Source organism: Paenibacillus tritici (assembly GCF_018207515.1).
GTDB classification, from domain to species: Bacteria; Bacillota; Bacilli; order Paenibacillales; family Paenibacillaceae; genus Paenibacillus_AQ; species Paenibacillus_AQ tritici.
This window is the reverse complement of record NZ_CP073365.1, coordinates 5,784,317-5,808,783: the sequence shown is the minus strand read 5'-3', so window position 1 is coordinate 5,808,783 and position 24,467 is coordinate 5,784,317. Positions and strand designations below refer to the sequence as shown.

Below are 24,467 nucleotides of genomic sequence, written 5' to 3'. Positions count from 1 at the left end.
GGAATTCCATATATATCCCTTTTTTTTGCATTTCAGGCTTTTTGTTAAACATTTCACGAACTTACAAAATAAGAAATTAGACAAATGGCCATTTTTTTCATAAAATCTAATTATGTGTCTTAAAAAAAGTCAAAGGAGGTGTTGATGGGGATGGCCCGTTATGTTGCCAATAAGTTTTTCTATATGGTTGTCTCGCTGTTCGTACTGATTTCAGCGACCTTTTTTCTGATGAAAGCTATTCCGGGGGACCCGTTTACTTCTGAAAAGAAGATTCCACCAGAAATAAGAGCGCGTTTATACGAGCAGTATGGATTGGACAAGCCGCTCTATCATCAGTATTTCAAGTATTTGGGTGAAATTGTCCAAGGTGATCTTGGTGTATCCATGAAGCGTCTGAATCAGGATGTAACTCACTTGATCGGCCAGACGTTCTCGGCGTCTCTGAAGCTGGGGGTTATCGCAATTATTGTGTCGGTTATTGTCGGAGTCTTTCTCGGCATGATGGCGGCACTCTATCACCGCAAGTTTATAGACAGTGCAGCAATGGTGCTGGCGGTGCTGGGGATTGCGGTTCCGAGCTTTGTAGTCGCCTCGCTGCTGCAATATGTGTTTGCTTACAAGTTCCATATGTTCCCGGTCTCCGGGTTTAAGGGGCCGATGTATTATTTCTTGCCTGTAGCCGCACTATCAGCGCAGCCGATAGCCTTCATAGCGAGGCTAACGCGATCAAGTATGCTGGAAGTCCTGCATGCGGATTATATCAAGACGGCTAAGGCCAAAGGCCTAAGTTGGGCAGCCATCTTGAGCCGCCACGTACTGCGCAACGGGATTCTGCCAGTTGTAACCTATATGGGACCTATGACGGCTAACATCGTAACAGGTTCTGTAGTTATCGAGCAGATCTTCGGTATCGGCGGTATAGGCAAGCAATTTGTCGAAGCAATTGGTGTCCGCGATTATACCGTGATTATGGGGATTACCATTTTCTATGGTGTACTGCTTATGGTGGCCCGGTTTATCACTGACATTGCTTATGTATTCGTAGATCCGCGTATCAAACTAACTGGTGGAAAGGAGGGCTAACCATTGGCTTCTGACAAAAACTTGGTATCGCCGGATGCGAACCTGAAACCGGACGATTTCCGTCATATCGGAATTGATGAACGGCAGGCCGAAGTCATTCAGCGCGAAAGTCTGTCCGCTTGGCGGGATTCCTGGGAGCGTCTGCGCCAGAACAAAATGGCAATGACCGCACTTGGTATCCTTGGACTGATCGTACTGGCGGCAATTTTTGCTCCGTTCTTCTCAAAGTTCAATTACTATTCTAACGATCTGCTCAGCACCAACAAGCCTCCTTCATCCGACCACTGGTTTGGTACAGATGATCTGGGCCGTGATATCTTTGTCCGTACCTGGTACGGCGCGCGTATCTCACTGATTGTCGGTCTAGCTGCCGCTGCAATTGACCTCTTTATCGGAGTAATCTATGGCGGAATTATGGGCTTCTTCGGTGGCCGTGTAGACAACATCATGAACAAGATTTCTGAAATCCTGTACTCCATCCCTTACCTGCTGGTTGTTATCCTGCTCTTGGTTGTTCTTGAGCCAAGCCTTGGAACCATCATCCTGGCACTAACGATAACAGGCTGGATTACCATGTCCTGGATTGTGCGCGGGGAGATTATGCAGCTGAAGAACCGTGAGTTCGTCTTGGCTTCACGTTCGATGGGTGCAAGTTCCAAAAGACTGCTGTTCAAGCATCTTTTGCCGAATGCTGTAGGACCGATTATCGTAACGATTACACTATCTGTGCCGAATGCGATTTTTGCCGAGGCGTTCCTGAGCTTCCTCGGACTGGGTGTACAGGCTCCTATTGCTTCACTCGGATCAATGATCAGTGACTCACTGACTGGCTGGATGTATTATCCGTGGCGTTTCCTGTTCCCGGCCATCCTGATCAGCTTAACGATGCTTTCCTTTAACATTTTCGGTGACGGTCTGCGTGATGCGCTCGACCCTAAGCTGAAGAAATAGACCATATGGAATCCATTCGCGGCAAGATATTGGCATGATCCTTCAAGACCCGATGACTTCTTTGAACTGAGCGATCAAGGTGGGCAAACAGATAACCGAAGTTTTGATCAAACATCAGAATATGTCAGCGGCCGAAGCGAAATGATCGAGGTATTGAAATGCTGAAGCTAGTAGGCATTACAGATGCGACGGCTCGCTTTAACCAATATCCCCACGAATTCTCCGGCGGAATGTGTGACTGGTTCATCATTACACCAAAGGTCTTGTGCGGTTAGTGCCGCATCTTGACCACAAGAAGGGCGAGCTGCTGATTCCAATCATCGGAAGCTTCCCCTGATCTAATTAAGCCGCCGGCCGGTTGTCATTTCACAGCGTGTTGCGTGAAGCAATGTATAGCTGTGAAGGGATGGACCCCGGCTCCACAGAATTCAGCGATACGCATATGCGCGCTGCTGGAATCTGCATTCGATGGCCAAGGAGGTGCAGTTCGTTTGAGTAAGAATTTGAGCAAGAATCTGATTGAAGTAGAAGGTCTTAAGAAGTATTTCAATGTTGGTAAGGGAAGAGTTCTTAAGGCTGTTGATAATATTAATTTCTCGATTCGCGAAGGCGAAACCCTGGGTATGGTAGGGGAGTCGGGCTGCGGGAAGACTACTGCAGGCCGTACCGTTCTCCGCTTGTATGAGCCGACTGCAGGAAGTGTGAGATACAATGGTACAGATATCTACAAATTGTCCGGCGGCAAGATGAAGGCCATGCGCCGTGATATGCAAATGATCTTCCAGGACCCGTATGCCTCGCTTAACCCGCGGTTTACGGTATCTGACATCATCGGGGAAGCGCTGGATATCCATGGTCTGGCCGGAAGCCGGCAGGAACGCAAGAAACGGATTGAGGAGCTGCTGGATATGGTTGGACTTAACCATGACCATGCCACCCGGTATCCGCATGAGTTCTCCGGCGGACAACGCCAGCGTATCGGAATTGCGCGTTCTCTTGCCGTGAATCCTAAGTTCATCGTCTGCGATGAGCCGATCTCCGCACTGGACGTATCGATTCAGGCGCAGGTCGTTAACCTGCTCAAGGAGCTGCAGGACCGTCTCGGACTGACTTATCTCTTCATCGCGCATGACCTGTCTATGGTTAAGCATATCAGTGACCGTGTGGCTGTTATGTACCTGGGCAAAATGGTGGAGCTGGCGGAAAGTGAAGAACTCTATGCTAACCCGCTGCATCCTTACACCAAATCGCTGTTATCTGCTATTCCGGTTCCAGACCCGGAAGTCGAAGCGAACAAAAAACGCATTCATCTGCATGATGAGCTGGGCAGCCCGATTTATGCTGCCGGCGAAAAAACAAATGACAGCGACTTTGAGATGATTGAGGTGTCCAAGGGACATTTCGTTGCCAAACAATTTGCCTGAAATGAAAAGGGTAGTATTATGTAGGCGGGAGCGTTCAGCTCTCGCCTATTATTTCAATTGATAAGAATAGTTTTCCCGATCCCGGCGCTTCTTTCTTTGACGCCGCACCTTACTTTGGATACAATCATAAAGGGTTTACCGATTTATGATTACATATAGCAGGTTTAGAACAGGAGGCAATTGCATATGAATGTTGTACCGGAACCACTGCCGGGCGGATCTGCGCTCGCCAGTGACTATATACATCAATATGAAACAGTAGGACATTTGTATGGCGGGGACTTCCGCAGCCAGGAGAGCCGGGCTGAACGCGCAGAATGGCTGGATCGTACAGGAAGCTTACGGGCAGACCGTGCAGACGTAGTTACATACTTACGCAGCTATAACGGGAAGCACAATGCCCATGAGGCCGTCCTTCGTTCGCTTGAGCTGCTGGAGCAGCCCGAGACTCTGGTGGTGACAGGCGGTCAGCAGAGCGGCTTGTTCACCGGCCCCCTCTTCGTGGTCTATAAAGCTATTACTACTATACAGGCTGCCCGGGAAGCGGCTGCCCAGCTGGGGCGCCCGGTCGTTCCGCTGTTCTGGATTGCCGGGGAAGATCATGACTGGGATGAGGTCAATCATACGTATGTACTGAACCGCACTGGCGAAATTACCCGGATTAAGCTGGATAAAGGCGAAGGACCCCGGTCTTCCGTCAGCGAGATTAAGGTAGACGCAGACAGCTGGCTTCAGGCGATAGCGCAGCTGGACGGCTTACTGCAGGACAGTGAGTTCAAAAAACAGCTCATGGAGCTGGTGACAGCTTCATCACAGGGTGCTGAGAATATGACGGAGGCTTTTGCCAAGCTGATGGGTGCTTTGTTCGGGCAATTCGGACTTATTCTGCTGGATTCTGCTGATCCTGCCCTGCGCAGGCTTGAGGCCCCGATGTTCGCCTCCATGATCGAACGGAATGATGAGCTGGAGACGGCCTATCTTGCTGCGGCGGAACAGATTAAGGCGAGCGGATATGAGCTGCAGGCTGATGTAACGCCGGGCAATGCTAATCTTTTCTATATTCATGAAGGTGCACGGCTTCTGCTCCATAAGGTGGAGGGGCGGTTCACAGACCGGAAAGCTACGGTATCCTTCACCCGTACTGAACTTCTGGAGCTGCTGGAGAGCCATCCCGAACGGTTCAGCAACAATGTGCTTACCCGCCCGCTTATGCAGGATTATGTGCTGCCTGTCCTGGCTACGGTGCTTGGGCAAGGGGAAATGGCCTACTGGGCGATTCCGCATCAAGCCTTTAAGGTATTGGACGGACAGATGCCGCTGATTATTCCGCGTATGTCATTTACAGTGATAGAGGGAACGCTTCATAAGCATATGGATAAATACGGCTTGTCCTTCACGGATGTACGGATGAATCTGGACGATAAGCGCAAAGAGTGGCTGAGCGCTCAGGATGAGCTGAAGCTCGAAGATAAGTTCGAAGAGATCAAAACAGCGTTCTCCGGGATGTACGAGCCGCTGATTGAACAGCTTGGCGGTATTCAGACAGGGCTGCTGAAGCTGGGCAACAATAACAAGGATAAGATTATCGACCAGATCTCTTTCCTCCAGGGTAAAGCACTGGATGCGTTGGAGAAGCAGAATGAGGCTGGGCTGCGCCAGTGGGAGCGGATCGAGTTATCGCTTATGCCACTGGGTAAGCTGCAGGAGCGGGTCTATAATATGATGTATTATTTGAACCGTTACGGCCTGGGCTGGCTGGATGAATTGATGGCTGTGCCCGCTGACTACAGTGGAGCACACCGTATTATTTATATGTAAGAACATTATTCTAGGGGGTTCTACCATGAGTTCATTATCCAAGCACAACAGCATTGTCGCCGATCTGTCGCTTGCACCTGAAGGCCATCTCAAAATCGACTGGGTTCGCCAGCATATGCCGGTGCTGAACCGTATCCGTGAGCAGTTCGAAGCGGAGCAGCCGTTCAAGGGACTGAAGGTCTCGATCACGCTTCACCTGGAAGCCAAGACCGCTTATCTGGCTAAGGTAGTACAGGCGGGCGGCGCCGAGGTAACGATCACAGGTTCCAATCCGTTGTCTACTCAGGACGATGTGTGCGCCGCGCTTGTTGAGGACGGCATTACGGTGTTCGCCAAGTATAATCCCTCCCCGGAGGAGTTCAAGGCACTGAACATTAAGGCGCTGGAGAGTAAGCCGGATCTGATTATCGACGACGGCGGTGATTTCGCCACCCTGCTGCATTCCGAACGTCCCGATCTGATGGAGAATATCCGCGGGGGCGCTGAGGAGACCACCACTGGTATCATCCGCCTTAAGGCGCTGCAGAAGCAAGGAATGCTGAAATTCCCGATGGTGGCTGTTAATGACGCCTATTGTAAATATTTGTTCGATAACCGTTATGGTACAGGACAATCGGCATGGGACGGCATTGTTCGCACTACGAACCTGATTGTGGCCGGCAAGACAGTGGTTGTAGTGGGCTACGGCTGGTGCGGCAAAGGTGTAGCGATGCGGGCCAAGGGGCTGGGGGCGAACGTAATTGTTACGGAAGTGGACGCGATCAAGGCCGTGGAAGCCCACATGGACGGGTTCCACGTGATGCCGATGCTGGAAGCTGCGAAGCGCGGAGATTTCTTCGTTACCGTCACTGGTAACCGGTATGTCATCCGTGGTGAGCATTATGATGTGATGAAGGACGGTGCGATCCTCTGCAATGCCGGACATTTCGATGTGGAAGTGAACAAGCCGGAGCTGGCGGAGCGCTCAGTATCGCAGCGGACGGTACGCAAGAATATCGAAGAGTATCAGCTGAAGGATGGACGCAAGCTGTATTTGCTGGCTGAAGGACGCCTGGTGAACCTTGGCGCAGCCGATGGCCATCCGGCAGAGATTATGGATACCACCTTCGCACTGCAAGCCCTATCCCTTAAATATGTGAATGACAATTATAAGAGCATTGGCGTCAAAGTGGAGAATGTTCCCTATGATCTGGATGAGCAGGTAGCACGTTACAAGCTGGAAAGTCTGGGGATTGCCATTGACAGCCTCACCCAGGCACAGACCGAATATCTGGACAGCTGGAATCTGAACGATTAACGATATGGATCTGCACGAGCCCGGAGCCAATCACATTGGCCCGGGCTTTTGCGTGTGATGAGAGTCTTAACAATAGCCTCTTGACAAATAAGCAAAAATTACCTTGCTCCGGAAAAAGGTTTTTGATTTTTAATGGCGAATCTATTATGCTTAGGTGGTGAAAAGTGGGGCAAAGTGGGGAATCGGGAACCAGAGGTGGGGACAAAGCATGTTTATGGGGGAATACCAGCATAGCATTGACGATAAAGGCCGGATCATTATCCCTGCCAAGTTCCGTGAAATGCTCGGAACCTCCTTTGTAGCGACCCGCGGCCTGGACTCCTGCCTGTTTGTTTATCCCATGGAAGAATGGGGAATCATGGAGCAAAAGCTCAAAAGCCTTTCACTGATGAAATCGGATGCCCGCGCCTTCAGCCGCTTTTTTTTCTCAGGAGCGACCGAATGTGTATGGGACAAGCAAGGCAGGGTGAATCTGCCGGGGAATCTGCGGCAATATGCCAAGCTGGACAAGGACTGTGTTATTCTGGGCGTTTCGAACCGGGTGGAGATCTGGAACAAGGAGCTATGGGAGCAGTACTTCGAACAGTCAGAAGAATCGTTCAACGAAATTGCCGAGAAATTGGTGGATTTCAATTTTGATCTATAATACACACACAAATCGAATTACTGCCTTGGAGGGATGCAGCTTGTTTCACCACATCACGGTACTTAAGGAAGAAGCGACAGAAGGGCTGCACATCAAGAAGGATGGCATATATGTAGACTGTACGCTCGGGGGAGCCGGGCACAGTTCGCTTATCGCCTCCAAGCTTAGCGGCGAGGGCCGGCTGATCTGTCTGGATCAGGATGACTGGGCGCTGAATAATGCTAAAGAAAAATTGTCCGGATACGGCGACAAGGTGGTTATGGTCAAGACCAACTTCCGTGATCTGGAGCAGGTACTGAAGGAGCTGCCGTTTGTTCCGCAGAAGGACGGAGTTCCCCAGGTAGACGGGATTCTCTATGATCTGGGGGTATCTTCTCCGCAGTTTGATGAAGGGGAACGTGGATTCAGCTACAATCATGACGCTCCGCTGGATATGCGGATGGACCAGTCGGCAGAGCTGACTGCAGCCGATATCGTCAATACCTGGAGCGAGCAGGAGATTGCCAAAGTGTTATTCCAGTATGGCGAAGAGAAATTCTCACGGCGGATTGCCCGTAAGATTGTGGAGCGCAGAGAAGAACATCCGGTGGAGAACACGGGAGAACTGGCCGAGCTGATCAAGGAAGGTATTCCGGCGGCGGCCAGAAGGACCGGAGGACATCCGGCCAAACGGAGTTTTCAGGGACTGCGGATTGCCGTCAATGATGAGCTGGGTGCTTTTGAGGAAGGGCTACATGCTGCTGTACGTTGTCTGGCGCCTGAAGGAAGGGTATCTGTCATTACCTTTCATTCGCTGGAGGACCGGATCTGCAAACAGATTTTCAGCAGTTATCTGAGCCGCTGCACTTGTCCGCCTGACCTTCCGTACTGCGTGTGCGGTGCCAAAGGTACCCTGAAGCTAATCAACCGTAAGCCGATTGTGCCGGGAGAAGAAGAGCTGGATCTTAACTCACGTGCCCGTTCAGCCAAACTGCGTATCGCAGAGAAATTGTAGATGACGATAAAGGAGAATCAGAGATGGCTTATACCCGCGGAAATTTAGCAGTTCAACCCAAGAGAAAACAAGAGACCAACCCGCTCTACCGTGAGAAGAAGAAAGTTGTTACCACGCGGAGAGTGCTTCCGCTGCAGGAGAAGCTTATGTACATGCTGACACTGGGAGCCTTCATTCTGGTAGCTGCCGCCCTGATCTGGCGTTACGTCCATATTTACGATTTGAACTTGCAGGCCCAGAAGCTGGACAGCGAAATTGCCAAGAACAAAAAGCAAATTGCCACGTTTCAGATGGAGAAGCAGACTTTGGAACAAACGATTGTCAAACGAGCGAAGGAAATGGGATATGTGGTTCCTCCTATGGATTCTACAATCTATGTTCCACTTAGCAGCCAGGCTACTAACAAAGCCGGTAACTAATCAGCGATGAACGGCAATCGCAATAATAGAGGTTGTGAGGTTCCCTTATGGTCAAAAGAATAAAACTTCGCACGCTGTTTATAGGAGGGTGTATTACCCTCTTTTTTCTTGTTTTAGTCGCCAGAGTATTCTGGATTCAGATTGTGCAGGGTGAAAAGTGGCAGGTGAAAGCCGCCGAGCAATGGGCGCATACCTCTACGATCAAGGCCGTCCGCGGGGTCATCCAAGACCGGAACGGCAGTGTTCTGGCCAGCGATGTGCCTGCTTACACTGTAGTTGTCAACCCTAAGGTCATTGCCGAGAAGAAGATCGGTGAAGAGGTGATCCAGGGCCTGCATGAGCTGCTGAACAAACCGGTGGATGAGCTGAAGAAGCTGATTGAAGCCAAGGATAAAGACGGTAACTACTATAAGAACCGGGAAATTCGCAATGAGGGCTGGAAGATCAGCCAGGATATGGCCGACAAAGTGACTGCTTTTGTAGAGAAGCTCAAGAAAGAGCATGATACGCTGGAAACGGGGGTAGGACTCGTCCGTGAGCAGAAGCGCTATTATCCGAAGGATACGCTCGCTGCGCATATTCTGGGGTACACCGACAGAGACGGCACAGCGGTCATGGGGCTGGAAAAGTATCTGGACAAACAGCTCTCCGGTACGGACGGCAAGCTAAATTACCAGAGTGACGGCCAAGGCATCAAGCTGCCCGATTCCAAGGATACGTTTCAGCCGGTGGTTAACGGTACCAACTACAAGCTGACCATTGACAGCACGATTCAACTCTATATTGAAGAGGCCATGAAAAAGGCATATGCGGAGTACAGACCGAAGTCGATCAGTGTAATCGCTGCTGATCCGAAGACGATGGAGATTCTGGGCCTGGCGAACATGCCGACGTTTAATCCGAATGAATATTATAATACGAATCAGGAGGCAGCAGGCTTCTATAACCATGCTATCATGTCCAGATTTGAGCCGGGTTCGACGTTCAAGATTGTGACGCTGGCGGGTGCTGTTCAGGAGAAGCTGTTCAATCCGAATGCTTATTTCATGTCCGGCCAAATCAAACTCAAGGGTCTGCGCAAGCCTATTCCTGATATTAACCGGGTAGGGTGGGGCGAAATTACTTACCTTGAAGGAGTTAAACGTTCAAGCAACGTAGCTTTTGTAAAGCTTGGCTATGAAATGCTTGGTAAGGAAAAGCTGCTGCAATATATCACTGATTTTGGTTTCAAAGAGAAGACAGGTATTGATCTTCCGGGAGAAATTATCGGGCTGGTTAATCCCGCTCCGAACAATGTGTCGGAAAATGCCACGCTATCTTATGGCCACGGTAAGCTGCTGGTTACACCGATTCAGCAGCTCACGGCAATTGCGGCGATTGCGAACGGCGGCAAGCTGCTGGTGCCGCATGTGGTGAAGGAGGTTAGCGATCCGAATACCGGCAAGACTACGGTCACTCAGCCGGAGGTTGTGCGCCAGGTACTCTCGGAGGAAAGTGCACGTGAGACTGGCAGCTATCTGGAGCAGGTAGTGGCAGATCAGCAGCACGGAACCGGGAGACACGCCTTCATTGAGGGTTACCGGGTGGCAGGCAAGACCGGTACGGCTATCAAGCCGGATGGTAAGGGAGGATATGACCGGGACAAGGTACGTTCATCCTTCCTTGGATATGCACCGGTCAATGATCCGAAGATTGCGGTCTTCGTCATTATTGATGAGCCTGCCGATGCTGCCGGCGGAGGTGTCGCTGCAGGTCCGATCTTCAAAGAGATCGTATCCCAGGCGCTTCCTTATATGGGCGTACCCAAAGCTGGAGAAGTCACCGACGATGCGGGCAAGAAGCCAGTGAAGACTGAGGTTGTTGTACAGCGCAAGGCACCGGACTTAACCGGCAAAACGGTGAAGGCAGCGAGACAGCAGTTAATCAATCAGGGATTTGATTTTGAAGCGGTAGGCCAAGGCGCGAATGTAGTCAGCCAGTACCCTGAGAAGGGCACGCCCCTGACAGCCGGACAGCGGATCTATCTGTTAAGCGAGCAGGGCGGGAACCTGACGCTTCCCGATCTGCGTGGGCAATCCCTGCGCGATGCCCTGGAGATTCTCAATCTGCTGAAGGTGGGAATATCCGTCGATGGAGAAGGTTATGTGACGGAGCAGACGCAGACCAAGAATAACGGCAAAACGCAGGTGGCACTGAAGCTTAGCCCGCTGAATGAATATGGAGAAAATATTCCCGTAGCGGTAGCGGATGACACCGAAACGGAAGACACGCCGGAGTAACCGCGAATACAGGCTTGTTCTAACCCCTGTTTGTCCCGAATAGTCATGAAGATAAGAGATCATGTCTATACGAGCGAAAGCGGGGAGAACGCAATGAAGGTGTCAAAAGTCGAAAGTCGGCGGAGAATACTGTGGACGCTGCTGGGACTGGCCGTGTTGTTCGGTGCGCTGGCTGTGCGTCTTGCCTATGTTCAGTTAACCCAGGGAGAGAAGCTGAGCGATAAGGCAGAGGATTTATGGCGGCGGAATATCCCCTTCACTGCCAAACGCGGCGAGATTCTGGATAGGAAAGGTGTGGCGCTGGCTTACAATATCAGCTCACCGACGATATATGCCATTCCTGTACAGGTGAAGGATAAGCCACAGACGGCGAAGCAGCTGGCTCCGCTGCTCGGGATGACCGAGGAGAAGCTGGTTACGCTGCTCTCCCAGAAGAAAGCCTCAGTGAAACTGCAGCCCGGAGGCCGCAAAATTACGATGGAGCTTGCCGCGAGCATCCGTAATTTGCAGCTGCCGGGCATCGTTGTCGCTGAGGATAACAAACGGTATTATCCCTATGGTGATCTGGCTGCCCATATTCTGGGCTTCACTGGAATTGACAATCAGGGGATTACCGGGATAGAGAGCATCTACGATAAGCTGCTGCAGGGCAGCGCGGGCAATATCTCGTATCTGTCCGATGCCGGAGGCCGGCTGATGCCCGGGTCCTCAGAGAAGTACACCGAGCCGCAGGACGGACTTAGTCTGGAGCTGACCATCGACAAGCAGATCCAGTCTATTATGGAACGCGAGCTGGATCAGGCCATGGTGAAATATCAGGCACAGGGCGCCTGGTCGATTGCCATGGACCCCCGGAATGGCGAGATTCTGGCGATGGCGAGCCGGCCGGGCTATGAGCCGGGTGCCTACCAGGAATATGATGCCGAAGTTTATAACCGTAATCTTCCGATCTGGATGACTTATGAACCGGGCTCCACGTTCAAGATCATTACTCTGGCTGCGGCATTGCAGGAGGGCAAGGTGGATCTGCAGAATGAGCATTTTTTCGATCCGGGCCATATTGAGGTCGGCGGAGCGAAGCTGCGCTGCTGGAAAAAAGGCGGACACGGAAGCCAAACCTTCCTTGAAGTAGTAGAGAACTCCTGCAACCCCGGATTTGTGGCCTTGGGCCAGCGCCTCGGCAAGGATACACTGTTCAAGTACATCCGTGATTTCGGCTTCGGCAGCAAGACGGGAATTGACCTTAACGGTGAAGCGAACGGGATTCTCTTCAAGCCGGCCCAGGTAGGCCCGGTAGAGCTGGCGACCACTGCCTTTGGTCAAGGGGTATCCGTCACACCCATCCAGCAGATCGCTGCGGTATCGGCGGCCATCAACGGCGGCAGGCTGTACACTCCGCATGTCGCCAAAGCCTGGATTAATCCGGATACCGGCAATGTTGTCTCCGAGACCGAGCCGGAGGAAGTGCGGCAGGTGATCTCGGAGGAGACCTCGAAGAAAGTGCGGGCTGCCCTTGAGAGCGTGGTTGCCAAAGGCACAGGCCGGCCGGCATTTATTGACGGCTACCGTGTGGGCGGCAAGACAGGGACGGCACAGAAGGTAATCAACGGCCGGTATTCGCCTACGGAGCATATCGTATCCTTCATCGGATTTGCCCCGGCGGATGATCCGCAGCTCGTGGTCTACACCGCAGTTGACAACCCGAAGGGAATCCAGTTCGGGGGTGTGGTAGCTGCTCCAATTGTCCAGAATATTCTTGAGGACTCTCTTCTGTATCTGAAGGTTCCACAGCGCAAGGATCAGCTGCCAAGGACCTATAAATACGGGGAGACTCCAATAGTGACAGTCCCGGATCTTACGGGAGCGACCGTTCAGGATATTTATGAGGATCTGAATATGAATTTCATGCTGGTCCGTTCCGGCTCAGGCAATACGGTGATCAATCAGGCGCCGAAGGCGGGAGCACGAGTGGAGCAGGGGTCAACGATCCGGATTTATATGGGAACCTCAAGTGAAGATTAAGGATTTTATACAGAGTGAGGGATGGGTATGAAAATTAATGAACTTTCTTCTTGTCTGGCGGCTTCCCGTCTATATGGGGAAGGCGACATAGAGATTTCGGATTTGCAGGCAGATTCCCGCAAGGTGGGTCCGGGCGATCTGTTCATCTGTCTGCCCGGGCATACCGTGGACGGACATGATTATGCGGCGCAGGCTGCTGCCAAGGGCGCCGTCGCGCTGGTCTGCGAGCGGAAGCTGGAGATTGATCTGCCCCAGGTCGTAGTGGATGACTGCCGGTATGCGATGTCTGTACTGTCCAATGCCTTCTTCGGCTCGCCCAGCAGCCGGATGAGGATGATCGGGATCACCGGTACCAACGGCAAGACAACCACCACGTATCTGATAGAACGGATTATGCAGGATCATGGAGTGAAGACCGGGCTGATCGGTACGATCCAGATGCGCTATGACGGGCAGAGTTATCCGATGTCCGGGACTACACAGGAATCGCTTGAGCTTCAGCGCAGCTTGAATCAGATGGCGCTTAAGGGTGTACAGTGCTGCGTAATGGAGGTATCCTCCCATGCGCTTCAGCAGGGGCGGGTGAAAGGGACGGACTACCGTACCGCGATATTCACCAACCTGACCCAGGACCACCTGGATTATCATCATACGATGGAGGAATACCGTGCAGTGAAGGGGCTGTTCTTCTCACGGCTCGGCAACGTGATCTCCCCGTGGAACGAAGAACGCAAATATGCTGTGCTGAACGCAGATGATGAGGCCAGCAGCTATTTTGCCGCCCAGACCGCAGCGGAAGTCATTACATATGGTATAGACCATTCTGCCAATGTACGGGCATCCCAAATCTCGATCACCGCCAAAGGAACCTTTTTCCATGTGGAGACGTTTAAGGGAGAGAGTGACATTTCGCTCCGGATGGTCGGTAAGTTCAATGTCTATAATGCGCTCGCAGCGATTACGGCTGCCCTGCTGGAGGGTGTGCCGCTGGAAGAGATCAAGACCAGCCTGGAGTCGGTAGCCGGCGTGGACGGCCGTGTCGAATCCGTGGATGCCGGGCAGGATTTCGCGGTGATTGTGGATTACGCGCATACACCTGACGGTCTGGAGAATGTTCTGCGGGCTGTATGTGAATTCGCAGCAGGCAAGGTGATCACTGTCTTCGGCTGCGGCGGGGACCGGGATACAACCAAGCGCCCGCTCATGGGCAAGATCGCAGCCAAGTACAGCGGCCATGTTATGGTTACCTCCGATAATCCCCGGACAGAGGACCCTCTGCAGATTCTGAGTGATATTGAGGCAGGTCTGCTCGAGGACGGGGTGCCGCAGGAACAGTACGAGATGATTCCGGACCGGCGTGAAGCCATCACAAAAGCTATTGAAATGGCAAGCCCCGGCGATGTAGTATTGATTGCGGGGAAAGGTCATGAGACCTATCAGCTGATAGGCGGAGTCGTTCACGATTTCGATGACCGCATCGTTGCCAAAGAAGTGATAAGGGGCCGAAGCTATTGATTATAAGAACGCTGTATGATATCGCGGAAATGTGCGGAGGAGAGCTGTCCTCGGCAGAAGATAAGGATATAGAAATTAAGGGCGTCGTCACCGATTCGCGCAAAATTTCGCCCGCCTGCCTGTTCGTCCCGCTGGTTGGAGACCACTTCGACGGCCATCATTATGCAGCCGCTTCTCTGGCTGCGGGGGCAGCCGCTGCCCTCTGGCAGCGGGATAAGGGACCGGCTCCGGCAGGCGGCGGGGTTATTCTGGTAGAGGACACTTTGGCAGCACTGCAGAAGCTGTCCTCCGCCTATTTGGGCGATATCGCTCCCCGGGTGGTTGCCGTAACGGGGAGCAACGGCAAGACGACAACCAAGGATATGATTACCGCTCTCCTTGAAGTGCAGTACAAGGTACACAAAACACAAGGGAATTTCAATAATCACATCGGGCTGCCGCTTACGATTCTCTCTATGGACAGTGATGTTGAGATTGCTGTGCTGGAGATGGGCATGAGCTCACGCGGAGAGATTTCCCTCCTGTCCAGGATTGCCCCGCCTGATGTGGCTGTGATAACCAATGTGGGTGAATCCCATCTGCTGCAGTTAGGCTCCCGCAAGGAGATTGCCCGGGCCAAGCTGGAGATTGTGGACGGACTTAAGCCGGGCGGGCTGCTGATCTATAACGGGGATGAGCCGCTGCTTGCCGAAGTGTTGGCAGAGCCTGATTTCCGTACGCCGGAAGGCCTGCTGACCTTCCGCTTCGGGCAGGCGGCGGACAACGATGATTATCCTACCGGTCTGATGACGCACAGCGCAGGTATGATCTTCACCTCGCAGCTTCATGGGCAGCGCGCCTTCACGCTTCCCCTGCCGGGACAACATAATGTCATTAATGCACTCGCTGCGCTTGCGGTAGCGCGTCATTATGATGTAACTGAGGAGAATATAGCAGCCGGATTAAGCGGCCTCAAGCTAACCGGCATGCGGATTGAAGTTATCGAGACGGAGAGCGGGCTCGTTCTGCTGAATGATGCCTACAATGCCAGTCCCACTTCAATGAGGGCGGCCATAGATGTGCTGCAGTCCATGAAATGCAGCGGCAGCAGAATCGCGGTGCTGGGGGACATGCTGGAACTTGGGCCGGAGGAAATTATGTTCCACCGGCAGATCGGCAGTTACCTTGATCCTAAGCTGACGGATGATGTGTTTACCTTTGGTCCGCTGGCGGCGCATATTGCTGCGGCGGCTTCGGAGCGATTCGAGGCCGGACATCTCTTTGCTTTTACAGATAAAGAAGCCTTGATCACTGCCTTGAATGCGAAGTGCAGCGAGAAGGATGTAGTATTGTTCAAAGCATCCAGAGGGATGCGCCTGGAGGAAGTGCTTCACCGCTTGAAGGATCATTCTGAAGCTAATTTTAACTAAAAGGAGGGGTGTACCCATGGATTATCAATTGCTTCTGCTGACTATTGCTGTGTCCTTTATCCTTGCGGTCATTGCCGCTCCGCTGATCATACCGCTGCTGCGCCGGCTCAAGCTGGGGCAGCAGGTTCGTGACGACGGGCCACAGACTCATTTGAAAAAGGCGGGAACCCCTACGATGGGCGGAGTGATCATCATGGTCGCGTTCACGCTGTCTTTTCTGAAATTCTCGGTCATCAATTCTGATTTCTATGTACTGCTGGTTGCTACGCTGGGTTATGGACTCATCGGATTTCTGGATGATTATATCAAAATTGTCTTCAAACGCTCCCTCGGGCTTACCGCACGCCAAAAGCTGCTGGGTCAGCTGCTGGTTGGAGTTATCCTCTGCGTCCTGCTGATTTCGGCGGGTCATAACACCAATATCAGCGTTCCGGGAACATCCTTCAGCTTGGACTGGGGCCCCTGGTTCTACTATCCGTTCATTGTTCTGATGATGATGGCGGTTACGAATGCCGTTAACTTCACGGACGGAGTGGATGGGCTGCTGTCAGGCGTAAGTGCGATTGCGCTCGCCGCCTTTGCTGTGGTTGCCATGCAGGCCACCTCTATTGCGGCCGGTGTCTGCGCCGCTGCGATGATTGGCGCGGTCCTTGGCTTCCTCGTCTTCAATGCCCATCCCGCCAAGGTGTTCATGGGGGATTTCGGCTCCTTCGGGATTGGCGGCGCGATTGGCGCGATTGCCATTGTTACCAAGACCGAGCTGCTCTTTGTGGTCATCGGAGGGGTATTCGTAGTTGAAATGCTGTCCGTGATTATTCAGGTCGCTTCGTTTAAGACCCGGGGCAAACGGGTATTCAGAATGAGCCCGATTCATCATCACTTTGAACTCGGCGGCTGGTCGGAGTGGCGTGTGGTCGTCTCCTTCTGGGCGGTAAGCCTCGTGCTGGCCGTGGCTGGACTATATCTCATCAAGGGGTTGTAACGAATGAAACATCCGGATCTGTACCGTGATCAAGAAGTGGTCGTCCTGGGGCTCGCCAAAAGCGGCGTCCAGGTGGCCAAGGTGCTGCATGAACACGGCGCTGTTGTGACGGTCAACGATAAAAAGGAAAGAGATCAAAGTCCCGAAGCTTCCGAACTGGAAACTTTGGGAATTTCTGTTATATGTGGCGGACATCCGGAGAGTCTGATCCATGAGGGGGTGGCCCTGGTCGTCAAAAACCCGGGAATTCCCTATTCGGTAGCTCCTGTGCAGCAGGCGCTTGAGCTTGGCATCGAGATTGTAACCGAGGTGGAGGTGGCTTATCATCTCTGTGCCGCCCCTATCATCGGCATTACCGGCTCCAACGGCAAGACCACTACAACGACCTGGGTAGGCCGTATGCTGGAGGCGGCAGCCTTAAGACCCATCATAGCCGGAAATATAGGCACGCCGCTCTGTCAGGCCGCACAGGAGGCTGACGCAGACAACTGGATGGTGGTCGAGCTCAGCAGCTTCCAGCTGAAGGGTACGGAAGCCTTCCGGCCCAAGGTCGCTGCCCTGCTGAATGTTGCCGAGACCCACCTGGACTATCACGGGGGGATGGAGGATTATGTCGCTTCCAAATCCAAGCTGTTCGCCAATCAGGGCCCGGGTGACACCGCTGTGCTGAACTGGGATGATCCGGTCTGCCGCGAGCTGGTTCCTTATCTCAAGGCGGGAATCCTGCCCTTCTCCATGACCGAGGAGCTGGTGCAGGGCATATTTGTCCGCCCTTCCTTCGTGCCGGATACTGAAGATGAGCAGAAGCGTGTCATCATCTACCGGGATAACACGGAGAAGGAGACCGAAATAGCCTCTGTCGACTCTATCGGGCTTCCCGGCCGCTTCAACGTGGAGAATGCGCTGGCTGCCTGCGGCATTGCCATTGCCGCAGGGGCAGACCCGGCGGGACTCGGCGCGGTGCTGGCTTCCTTCCGCGGGGTGGAACACAGACTGGAATATGTAACAGACAAGGCAGGGGCGGCCTATTATAACAATTCCAAGGCGACCAATTCCAAAGCTACCTCTATGGCGCTGGCCTCTTTCCGGAAGCCGGTTATTCTTATTGCAGGCGGCCTGGACCGCGGCTCCGATTACATGGAGCTGCTGCCTGTCCTCGGCGGGAATGTCAAGGCGCTGGTCGCGCTTGGACAGACCCGGGACAAGCTGGCCTCTGTTGCGCAGCTGGCAGGAGTAAAGACAGTGATCTCCGTCGATAATGGGGAGAGCGCCGCCGCCGTGCTGCAGGAGGCTGTGCGGGAGGCTTCCGCGCTTGCGGAAGCCGGAGACATCGTTCTGCTCTCCCCCGCATGTGCCAGCTGGGATATGTTTGCTTCCTATGAGGAGCGCGGGCGTATTTTTAAAGAGGCGGTGCATAACCTTTAAGTAGGGGGGTGGATAAGCCCCTACTACGGATGCAAGAGGTGTGCTCCTGATGAACAAATCCCGTCATGCGCCCGATATCTGGCTGCTGCTTCCGATACTGGCTTTACTGGCTATCGGTATGGTAATGGTATACAGTGCCGGGTCCGTTCTGGGCTTCCGCAATTATGGCGATTCGTTTTATTTTGTCAAAAGACAGATGTTGTTCGCAGGCCTCGGCCTGATCGCGATGTTCATTACTGCGAATACGGCTTATCCGGTGCTGAAGAGGTTTGCCCGGCCTGCGCTGATCGTCTGCTTCATTCTGCTGCTGCTGGTGCTGGTTCCCGGCATCGGGGTCGTTCGCGGGGGCGCGCGCAGCTGGATTGGCATCAGCTCCTTCGGTATTCAGCCCTCTGAATTCATGAAGATGGGGATGATTCTCTTCCTGGCCAAATGGCTAGGAACGGATGAGTATGACATCTCCAGCTTCACGCGCGGGCTGCTTCCGCCGCTGGCGCTGATTGGTTCTGCCTTTGCGCTGATTATGCTGCAGCCGGATCTCGGCACAGGCACGGTCATGTTCGGAGCGGCCCTGATGATGGTCTTTGCAGCCGGAGCGCGGATGAAGCATCTGCTTGCCCTTGGTGCGCTGGGGCTGGCCGGCTTCGCCGGGCTCATCGCGGCTGCGCCTTACCGTCTGCAGCGGATCACCGCCTTCCTGGACCCCTGGTCCGACCCGCTTGGCGCCGGTTATCAGATTATCCAGTCGCTGTATGCGGTGGGTCCCGGCGGGCTGGGCGGACTGGGGTTCGGGATGAGCCGGCAAAAGTACAGTTATGTACCGGAGCCGCAGACTGATTTTATTTTCTCAATATTGGCCGAGGAGCTGGGGTTTATCGGGGGGCTGGCTGTCCTGCTGCTGTTCCTGCTGCTGATCTGGCGCGGGATGAAGGTGGCGATGAGTCTGCCGGACCGCTTCGGCAGCTATCTTGCCGTAGGCATCGTATGTATGGTGGCGGTTCAGGTGGTCATCAACATCGGCGTGGTTATCGGCCTCATTCCGGTAACCGGCATTACGCTTCCGCTGATCAGCTACGGGGGCTCATCGCTGACCCTGATGCTCACAGCTCTAGGTATTCTGCTTAATTTATCCCGTTATGCGAGGTGAAAGACATGCGTATTGTACTTAGCGGCGGCGGCACGGGAGGACATATCTATCCTGCCGTAGCCGTTGCCAGACAACTGGAATCCGAAGATGCGGATTCCGTCTTCCTGTATATCGGAGGCAAACGAGGTCTGGAGAGCAAGCTGGTTCCCCAGGAGAATCTGCCTTTCCAGGCGATTGATATTACAGGCTTCCGCCGCAAGCTGTCGATGGACAATGTGAAGACGGTGATGCGGTTCCTGAAGGGGGTCAAGGCCTCCAAAGCCATGCTGCGCGAGTTCAAGCCTGATGTTGTTGTCGGTACCGGAGGGTATGTCTGCGGACCTGTGGTGTATGCTGCATCCCGGCTCGGTATCCCGACGCTCATTCATGAACAGAACGCGATCCCGGGACTGACCAACCGTTTTCTCAGCCGTTATGCCGATACGGTCGCCGTCAGCTTTGAAGGCACAGAGCCGGCTTTTCCCGGCGCCAAAAATGTAATCTATACGGGCAATCCACGGGCCACCACGGTCATGACGGCTAACCCGCAGCGCGGTTTCGCTTCGCTGGGCATACCTGAAGGAAGCACGGTTGTGCTGGTAGTCGGAGGAAGCGGGGGAGCCAAGGCGATTAACCGTGCCATGATTGAGATGGCTCCGTTTGTGGGTAAGGGTAATGGTGTTCATTATGTATATGTTACCGGAGAAGCTTATTTCGAGGATACACGCAAGGCGGTGCGCGAGACGCTTGGCAGTTTGCCGAACTGGCTGCATGTCCTCCCGTATGTCCACAATATGCCTGAGGTACTGGCTTGCACCTCGCTTATTGTGAACCGGGCAGGCGCTTCTTTTCTTGCAGAGATTACCGCGCTTGGCATACCCTCTGTACTCATTCCGTCTCCCAATGTTACGAACAACCATCAGGAAGCGAACGCCAGAGCGCTGGAACGTGAAGGTGCAGCAGTCGTGCTGCTTGAGAAGGATCTGAGCGGCGAGGCGATGTTCACAGCGGTGCAGAAGATCGTCCAGGCGGATACCGTACGCAGCAGTATGTCTGAAGCCTCAAGGCGCCTGGGCAAAAGAGATTCCGCCTCACTGGTGGTCGCCGAGCTACGCAGGCTGGCTGCAGGACGGAAGCGTTAGAATCCGGGCTTTCATTGTCACACACACGGGGCTCCTGACATAGGATGATCTTATAATCGTGACAATCACCCAGAGCACCTCTTGGAGTCAGGGATAGGGAGCAGAGTTCTTCGGAGGCCCATCCTGAAAGACAGAAGTGCAGGAAGTGCTTATGGTGGGTGAGCGGTAATCTCGGAGGTGATACATTGGACAAATTGGTGATTGAGGGTGGAAATCCCCTGTCAGGCACCATTCGTATCCATGGAGCAAAAAATGCAGCTCTGCCGATTCTGGCAGCTAGCCTGCTGGCCGAAGGAGTTCACTCACTGCATAATGTGCCTAAGCTGCTTGACATCGAAACGATGCTGGATATTCTGCAGCGGCTGGGCTGCAGGACGGTGCATGAAGAGGAAACGGTAACAATTGATACGTCATTTCTCCTGACCTCTCATGTTCCGGAGGATTTGATGCGGCAGATGAGATCCTCCATTTTTCTGATGGGACCGCTTCTGTCCAGATTCGGTGAGGTGACCATCTATCAGCCGGGAGGCTGCGCCATCGGGGAACGCAAGATTGACCTCCACCTCCAGGGGCTGAAGCAGCTTGGGGCAGAGATTGAAGAGACGGGCGGCAGAATATGCTGCCGGGCTGCCAGGCTGAAGGGCTGCGATATTCATCTGGATTACCCCAGCGTAGGGGCTACGGAGAATATCATGATGGCTGCTGCCACGGCTGAGGGAACCACCACCATCTCTGGAGCAGCCAGAGAGCCGGAAATCCAGGATCTGCAGAACTTCCTCAATGCGATGGGTGCGCAGATCATCGGCGCGGGAACGGATACGATCACCATCCAGGGTGTCCGGAAGCTCTATGCGTGCAGCTATGAGGTAATCCCTGACCGGATTGTTGCCGGAACCGTGATGATCGCAGCAGCGGCCACTCGGGGCAATGTGACGCTGACCCATACCAATGCAGGACATTTGACCTCCCTGATCCATATCCTGAGGCGTGCCGGTGTTCAAATTACAGTCTGCAATGATATAATTAATATCAGCTGTATGGGACGACCCCGTGCGGTAGATAGAATTGTAACTTCCCCTTATCCGTCATTTCCTACGGATCTGCAATCTCAGGTAATGGTTCTATTGTCCCTGGCAGACGGATTCAGTGTGATCAAGGAAACTGTATTTGAAGGGCGCTTCAAGCACGTGGAGGAGATGGCCCGCATGGGAGCCGATATTTCCATAGATCTGAACCGGGCGTTCATTCGCGGGGTGCAGAGATTGTATGGAGCAACGGTTGAAGCCACTGACCTGCGCGCAGGAGCAGCCTTAGTGATTGCCGGGCTTGCCGCTCAGGGAACGACCATTGTTGAGCAGGCGCATCATATTGACCGGGGATATGACGGCATTGAGATATTGTTTCAAAAGCTGGGAGCACGCATCAGCCGCAAAGTGCCTGTGCCGGGTCCGATGGATTTGGCCAATTAAAGCTCCCTGTCTCCTTCGGCCCAGCCGCGAAGGAAGGAGACAGGGCCTTATTACGGAGATATGAGAATGCCAAAAACCCGAATACCTCTTCTGAAAGAGGACAAGCCTAGCAAGAGAAAAAACCGTAAAATCATCATTATCCTGGTGCTGCTGTTTACCGCACTGCTGGCTGTAATCTTCTTTCGCTCGTCGATCAGCAAGATTACGGCAATCCATACACAGGGGGATAAATATACATCCCGTGAGAAGCTCCTTGCTGCAAGCGGACTGAAGATCGGCGGACAGTTCTTCGCAGTCTCCGGGGATTCTGTGGGGAAAGCGCTGGAAGCACTGAATACGGTGCAGAAAGCGGAAGTAAGCAAGAAATTCCCTGGTGTAGTTACTATCAGTATCAAAGAGTACCCTGCGGTTGCCTATGAACTGGACCAGGCTGGTGTACTTGAAGCCATTCTGTCGAGCGGGGCCGCAGTCTCCGTGACCGATACCGGGATTGCCGTAGAGAAGCCCATATTGACCAACTGGAAGGCTGACGATCCCTTTAAGGCCAAGCTGTGCCAGGCGCTCGCCGGAATCCCGAATGAGCTGACCAGTGATATCTCCGAGATTGTCCCTTCCCCGACGCTGTCTTTTCCGGACCGGATCAAGCTGTACACACGTTCACGGTTCGAGGTGATCACGGCAATTTCACTGCTGAAGGATAAAGTAGGCTATCTGAACCAGGTGATCGAGACGGAAGAGCCGGGACTCATTAGGATGCTGGAGGCAGATTCCTATGTTCCGTTTCACAATGAAACGGTGGACACCGGAGAGGATGCAGACGCTGGGGAGTAAATAGTCCCTACTAATAGAGCGGAAAAAATGCTACAATCTGTGTTACGGGCAATAAGCAATATCCCTCTTTTTTCTGCGGATTTTTTGAGATGCAATCATGGATATAGCTGTTATTCTCTTGTAACCCTTCTTTGAGTGTCAGACGTTGATTTCTGGAAGCTGAGGGGCGTCTGCTTGCATGTGAAAACCTTGTCATATTATTCCACTCAAAAAATTTGTTGAAAAAAGAGGGAAAGGATTAGGGATGTTGAATATGTACAGAGATGTTTCCCGCGACCGGGATCAAAGAGTGCTTAATATCTATTTATCTTCACAACTTATTATGATTATAACAGGAGGTGCCATAGGGCTTGAGCAACAATGACATCATTGTTAGTTTGGACATCGGTACATCCAAAGTTCGGGCAATCATCGGGGAAGTTACCAATGGAACCTTTAATATTATTGGCGTTGGATCTGCTGATTCGGAAGGAATACGCAAGGGTGCGATTGTAGACATCGATCAGACTGTGCAATCGATCAAGAGTGCCGTAGAACATGCGGAGCAAATGGTCGGTATTCAAATATCCGAGGTGTATGTCGGGATATCCGGCAATCATATCGGCCTGCAATCCAGCCACGGCGTAGTTGCTGTTCAGAATGAGGACCGTGAGATCGGCGAAGATGATATCGACCGCGTAATCAAGGCTGCAGAGGTTATTGCACTGCCGCCGGAACGCGAGGTTATTGATGTTGTCGCCAAGCAATATATCGTCGATGGACTTGAAGGAATTCAGGATCCGCGCGGAATGATCGGAGTTCGTCTTGAAGTGGAGGCGACGATCATTACCGGGGCCAAGACACCTATACATAATCTGCTACGCTGCGTGGAGAAATCAGGTCTTAAGGTTAAAGATCTTGTCCTCATGTCTCTCGGGGCCGGCGGATTAGCGCTTTCCAAAGATGAGAAATCAATGGGGGCTGTACTGGTTGATATTGGGGCCGGCCAAGCAACGATAGCCGTATATGAAGAAGGTTCTCTTAGTGCAACCTCCACGATTCCGATCGGAGGAGAATTTATAACCAATGACATTGCGTACGGACTGCGCACTCTTACCGATCAGGCTGAGAAGGTGAAGCTGAAATACGGCTGTGCCTGGATAGACGATGCCGCTTCGGATGTTGTGTTCAAGGTTCTGCGTATCGGCAGCAATGTCGAGAAGGAATTCAACCAGGAGGATCTGGCAGCGATTATTGAGCCGAGAGTCCAGGAAATCTTCCATCTGATCCGCCAGGAAGTGAAACGGCTTGGTTATACTGAGCTTCCGGGAGGTTATATACTTACGGGTGGCACCGTTTCGATGCCTGGGGTACTGAAGGTAGCCCAGACTGAACTGGCAGCCTCTGTACGTATTGCCGTACCGGATTATATTGGAGTACGCGACCCCGGCTTCACCGGCGGTGTAGGTATCCTTCATAACGTTGTGCGCAACTTCCGCGGACGAAGCAGCGGCGGGAGCGCCAACAAGAAGACAGTGAACCGCAGCAAACAAAGCGCGGCGCCTGTTCAGGATTCTTCCAAGAAACCTGGTCTGGTGGAACGTCTAAAGAATATGTTTAGCGAGTTCATATAAGTGTAAGTCCAGATACACTTGG

19 protein-coding genes and 1 pseudogene are annotated in these 24,467 nt (G+C 52.9%); all 20 read left to right on the top strand.

Annotation, left to right across the window (positions count from 1 at the left end):
- Nucleotides 1-150: 150 nt before the first annotated feature.
- Nucleotides 151-1,083, top strand: a complete 933-nt coding sequence (locus KDC22_RS24965; RefSeq protein ID WP_211720738.1) for an ABC transporter permease — start codon at nt 151-153, stop codon at nt 1,081-1,083.
- Between the two features lie 3 nt (nt 1,084-1,086).
- Nucleotides 1,087-2,034: an ABC transporter permease gene (locus KDC22_RS24960; protein WP_281424935.1), complete on the top strand. Its 948-nt coding sequence runs from the start codon at nt 1,087-1,089 to the stop codon at nt 2,032-2,034.
- 5 nt (nt 2,035-2,039) lie between these two features.
- Nucleotides 2,040-2,529, top strand: a pseudogene (locus KDC22_RS33815) (oligopeptide/dipeptide ABC transporter ATP-binding protein); the annotation flags it as partial.
- 8 nt (nt 2,530-2,537) lie between these two features.
- The gene (locus KDC22_RS24955) at nt 2,538-3,458 is read left to right on the top strand and encodes an ABC transporter ATP-binding protein (RefSeq protein ID WP_211724185.1); all 921 of its coding nucleotides are present in this window, start codon (nt 2,538-2,540) and stop codon (nt 3,456-3,458) included.
- Between the two features lie 186 nt (nt 3,459-3,644).
- Nucleotides 3,645-5,276, top strand: a complete 1,632-nt coding sequence (bshC, locus tag KDC22_RS24950) for a bacillithiol biosynthesis cysteine-adding enzyme BshC (RefSeq protein WP_211720737.1) — start codon at nt 3,645-3,647, stop codon at nt 5,274-5,276.
- 25 nt (nt 5,277-5,301) lie between these two features.
- Nucleotides 5,302-6,573 carry an adenosylhomocysteinase gene (locus KDC22_RS24945; protein ID WP_173128238.1) on the top strand — a complete coding sequence of 424 codons (1,272 nt, stop codon included), beginning with the start codon at nt 5,302-5,304 and terminating at the stop codon, nt 6,571-6,573.
- A 208-nt stretch (nt 6,574-6,781) separates the two neighbouring features.
- Nucleotides 6,782-7,219, top strand: a complete 438-nt coding sequence (gene mraZ / locus KDC22_RS24940; RefSeq protein WP_173128235.1) for a division/cell wall cluster transcriptional repressor MraZ — start codon at nt 6,782-6,784, stop codon at nt 7,217-7,219.
- A 40-nt stretch (nt 7,220-7,259) separates the two neighbouring features.
- Complete coding sequence (rsmH, locus tag KDC22_RS24935) at nt 7,260-8,213, top strand: 16S rRNA (cytosine(1402)-N(4))-methyltransferase RsmH (RefSeq protein ID WP_211720736.1); 954 nt, start codon at nt 7,260-7,262, stop codon at nt 8,211-8,213.
- A 23-nt stretch (nt 8,214-8,236) separates the two neighbouring features.
- Nucleotides 8,237-8,632: a hypothetical protein gene (locus KDC22_RS24930; RefSeq protein ID WP_211720735.1), complete on the top strand. Its 396-nt coding sequence runs from the start codon at nt 8,237-8,239 to the stop codon at nt 8,630-8,632.
- 47 nt (nt 8,633-8,679) lie between these two features.
- The gene (locus KDC22_RS24925) at nt 8,680-10,911 is read left to right on the top strand and encodes a penicillin-binding transpeptidase domain-containing protein (protein WP_173128228.1); all 2,232 of its coding nucleotides are present in this window, start codon (nt 8,680-8,682) and stop codon (nt 10,909-10,911) included.
- Between the two features lie 93 nt (nt 10,912-11,004).
- Entirely contained in the window at nt 11,005-12,933 is a 1,929-nt protein-coding gene (locus KDC22_RS24920; protein WP_173128225.1) for a stage V sporulation protein D, read from the top strand.
- A gap of 27 nt (nt 12,934-12,960) precedes the next feature.
- On the top strand, nt 12,961-14,448 hold the full coding sequence (locus KDC22_RS24915) for a UDP-N-acetylmuramoyl-L-alanyl-D-glutamate--2,6-diaminopimelate ligase (RefSeq protein WP_211720734.1): 1,488 nt from the start codon (nt 12,961-12,963) through the stop codon (nt 14,446-14,448).
- Nucleotides 14,448-15,857, top strand: coding sequence for a UDP-N-acetylmuramoyl-tripeptide--D-alanyl-D-alanine ligase (locus KDC22_RS24910; protein WP_343222054.1), 1,410 nt, complete (start codon nt 14,448-14,450; stop codon nt 15,855-15,857). The genes KDC22_RS24915 and KDC22_RS24910 overlap by 1 nt, the downstream gene beginning before the upstream one ends.
- Before the next feature lie 16 nt (nt 15,858-15,873).
- Nucleotides 15,874-16,839 carry a phospho-N-acetylmuramoyl-pentapeptide-transferase gene (gene mraY / locus KDC22_RS24905; RefSeq protein ID WP_173128217.1) on the top strand — a complete coding sequence of 322 codons (966 nt, stop codon included), beginning with the start codon at nt 15,874-15,876 and terminating at the stop codon, nt 16,837-16,839.
- A 3-nt stretch (nt 16,840-16,842) separates the two neighbouring features.
- Nucleotides 16,843-18,264, top strand: coding sequence for a UDP-N-acetylmuramoyl-L-alanine--D-glutamate ligase (gene murD / locus KDC22_RS24900; protein ID WP_173128214.1), 1,422 nt, complete (start codon nt 16,843-16,845; stop codon nt 18,262-18,264).
- Nucleotides 18,265-18,313: 49 nt separating this feature from the next.
- Nucleotides 18,314-19,411 (top strand): stage V sporulation protein E, encoded by a 1,098-nt coding sequence (gene spoVE / locus KDC22_RS24895; protein WP_211720733.1) that lies wholly within the window; start codon nt 18,314-18,316, stop codon nt 19,409-19,411.
- A gap of 5 nt (nt 19,412-19,416) precedes the next feature.
- Nucleotides 19,417-20,532 carry an undecaprenyldiphospho-muramoylpentapeptide beta-N-acetylglucosaminyltransferase gene (gene murG / locus KDC22_RS24890; RefSeq protein ID WP_173128208.1) on the top strand — a complete coding sequence of 372 codons (1,116 nt, stop codon included), beginning with the start codon at nt 19,417-19,419 and terminating at the stop codon, nt 20,530-20,532.
- Nucleotides 20,533-20,717: 185 nt separating this feature from the next.
- Nucleotides 20,718-22,001 (top strand): UDP-N-acetylglucosamine 1-carboxyvinyltransferase, encoded by a 1,284-nt coding sequence (gene murA / locus KDC22_RS24885; RefSeq protein WP_173128205.1) that lies wholly within the window; start codon nt 20,718-20,720, stop codon nt 21,999-22,001.
- 66 nt (nt 22,002-22,067) lie between these two features.
- Nucleotides 22,068-22,832, top strand: a complete 765-nt coding sequence (locus tag KDC22_RS24880; protein WP_211720732.1) for a cell division protein FtsQ/DivIB — start codon at nt 22,068-22,070, stop codon at nt 22,830-22,832.
- Nucleotides 22,833-23,182: 350 nt separating this feature from the next.
- On the top strand, nt 23,183-24,445 hold the full coding sequence (gene ftsA / locus KDC22_RS24875) for a cell division protein FtsA (RefSeq protein WP_173128198.1): 1,263 nt from the start codon (nt 23,183-23,185) through the stop codon (nt 24,443-24,445).
- Nucleotides 24,446-24,467 lie beyond the last annotated feature (22 nt).

What these genes read in the sequence shown, in the direction of transcription:
- KDC22_RS24965 (WP_211720738.1), top strand. Translation starts at nt 151, where the DNA reads ATGGCCCGTTATGTTGCCAATAAGTTTTTCTATATGGTTGTCTCGCTG.
- bshC (WP_211720737.1), top strand. Translation starts at nt 3,645, where the DNA reads ATGAATGTTGTACCGGAACCACTGCCGGGCGGATCTGCGCTCGCCAGT.
- KDC22_RS24945 (WP_173128238.1), top strand. Translation starts at nt 5,302, where the DNA reads ATGAGTTCATTATCCAAGCACAACAGCATTGTCGCCGATCTGTCGCTT.
- mraZ (WP_173128235.1), top strand. Translation starts at nt 6,782, where the DNA reads ATGTTTATGGGGGAATACCAGCATAGCATTGACGATAAAGGCCGGATC.
- KDC22_RS24930 (WP_211720735.1), top strand. Translation starts at nt 8,237, where the DNA reads ATGGCTTATACCCGCGGAAATTTAGCAGTTCAACCCAAGAGAAAACAA.
- KDC22_RS24925 (WP_173128228.1), top strand. Translation starts at nt 8,680, where the DNA reads ATGGTCAAAAGAATAAAACTTCGCACGCTGTTTATAGGAGGGTGTATT.
- KDC22_RS24920 (WP_173128225.1), top strand. Translation starts at nt 11,005, where the DNA reads ATGAAGGTGTCAAAAGTCGAAAGTCGGCGGAGAATACTGTGGACGCTG.
- KDC22_RS24915 (WP_211720734.1), top strand. Translation starts at nt 12,961, where the DNA reads ATGAAAATTAATGAACTTTCTTCTTGTCTGGCGGCTTCCCGTCTATAT.
- mraY (WP_173128217.1), top strand. Translation starts at nt 15,874, where the DNA reads ATGGATTATCAATTGCTTCTGCTGACTATTGCTGTGTCCTTTATCCTT.
- murD (WP_173128214.1), top strand. Translation starts at nt 16,843, where the DNA reads ATGAAACATCCGGATCTGTACCGTGATCAAGAAGTGGTCGTCCTGGGG.
- spoVE (WP_211720733.1), top strand. Translation starts at nt 18,314, where the DNA reads ATGAACAAATCCCGTCATGCGCCCGATATCTGGCTGCTGCTTCCGATA.
- murG (WP_173128208.1), top strand. Translation starts at nt 19,417, where the DNA reads ATGCGTATTGTACTTAGCGGCGGCGGCACGGGAGGACATATCTATCCT.
- KDC22_RS24880 (WP_211720732.1), top strand. Translation starts at nt 22,068, where the DNA reads ATGCCAAAAACCCGAATACCTCTTCTGAAAGAGGACAAGCCTAGCAAG.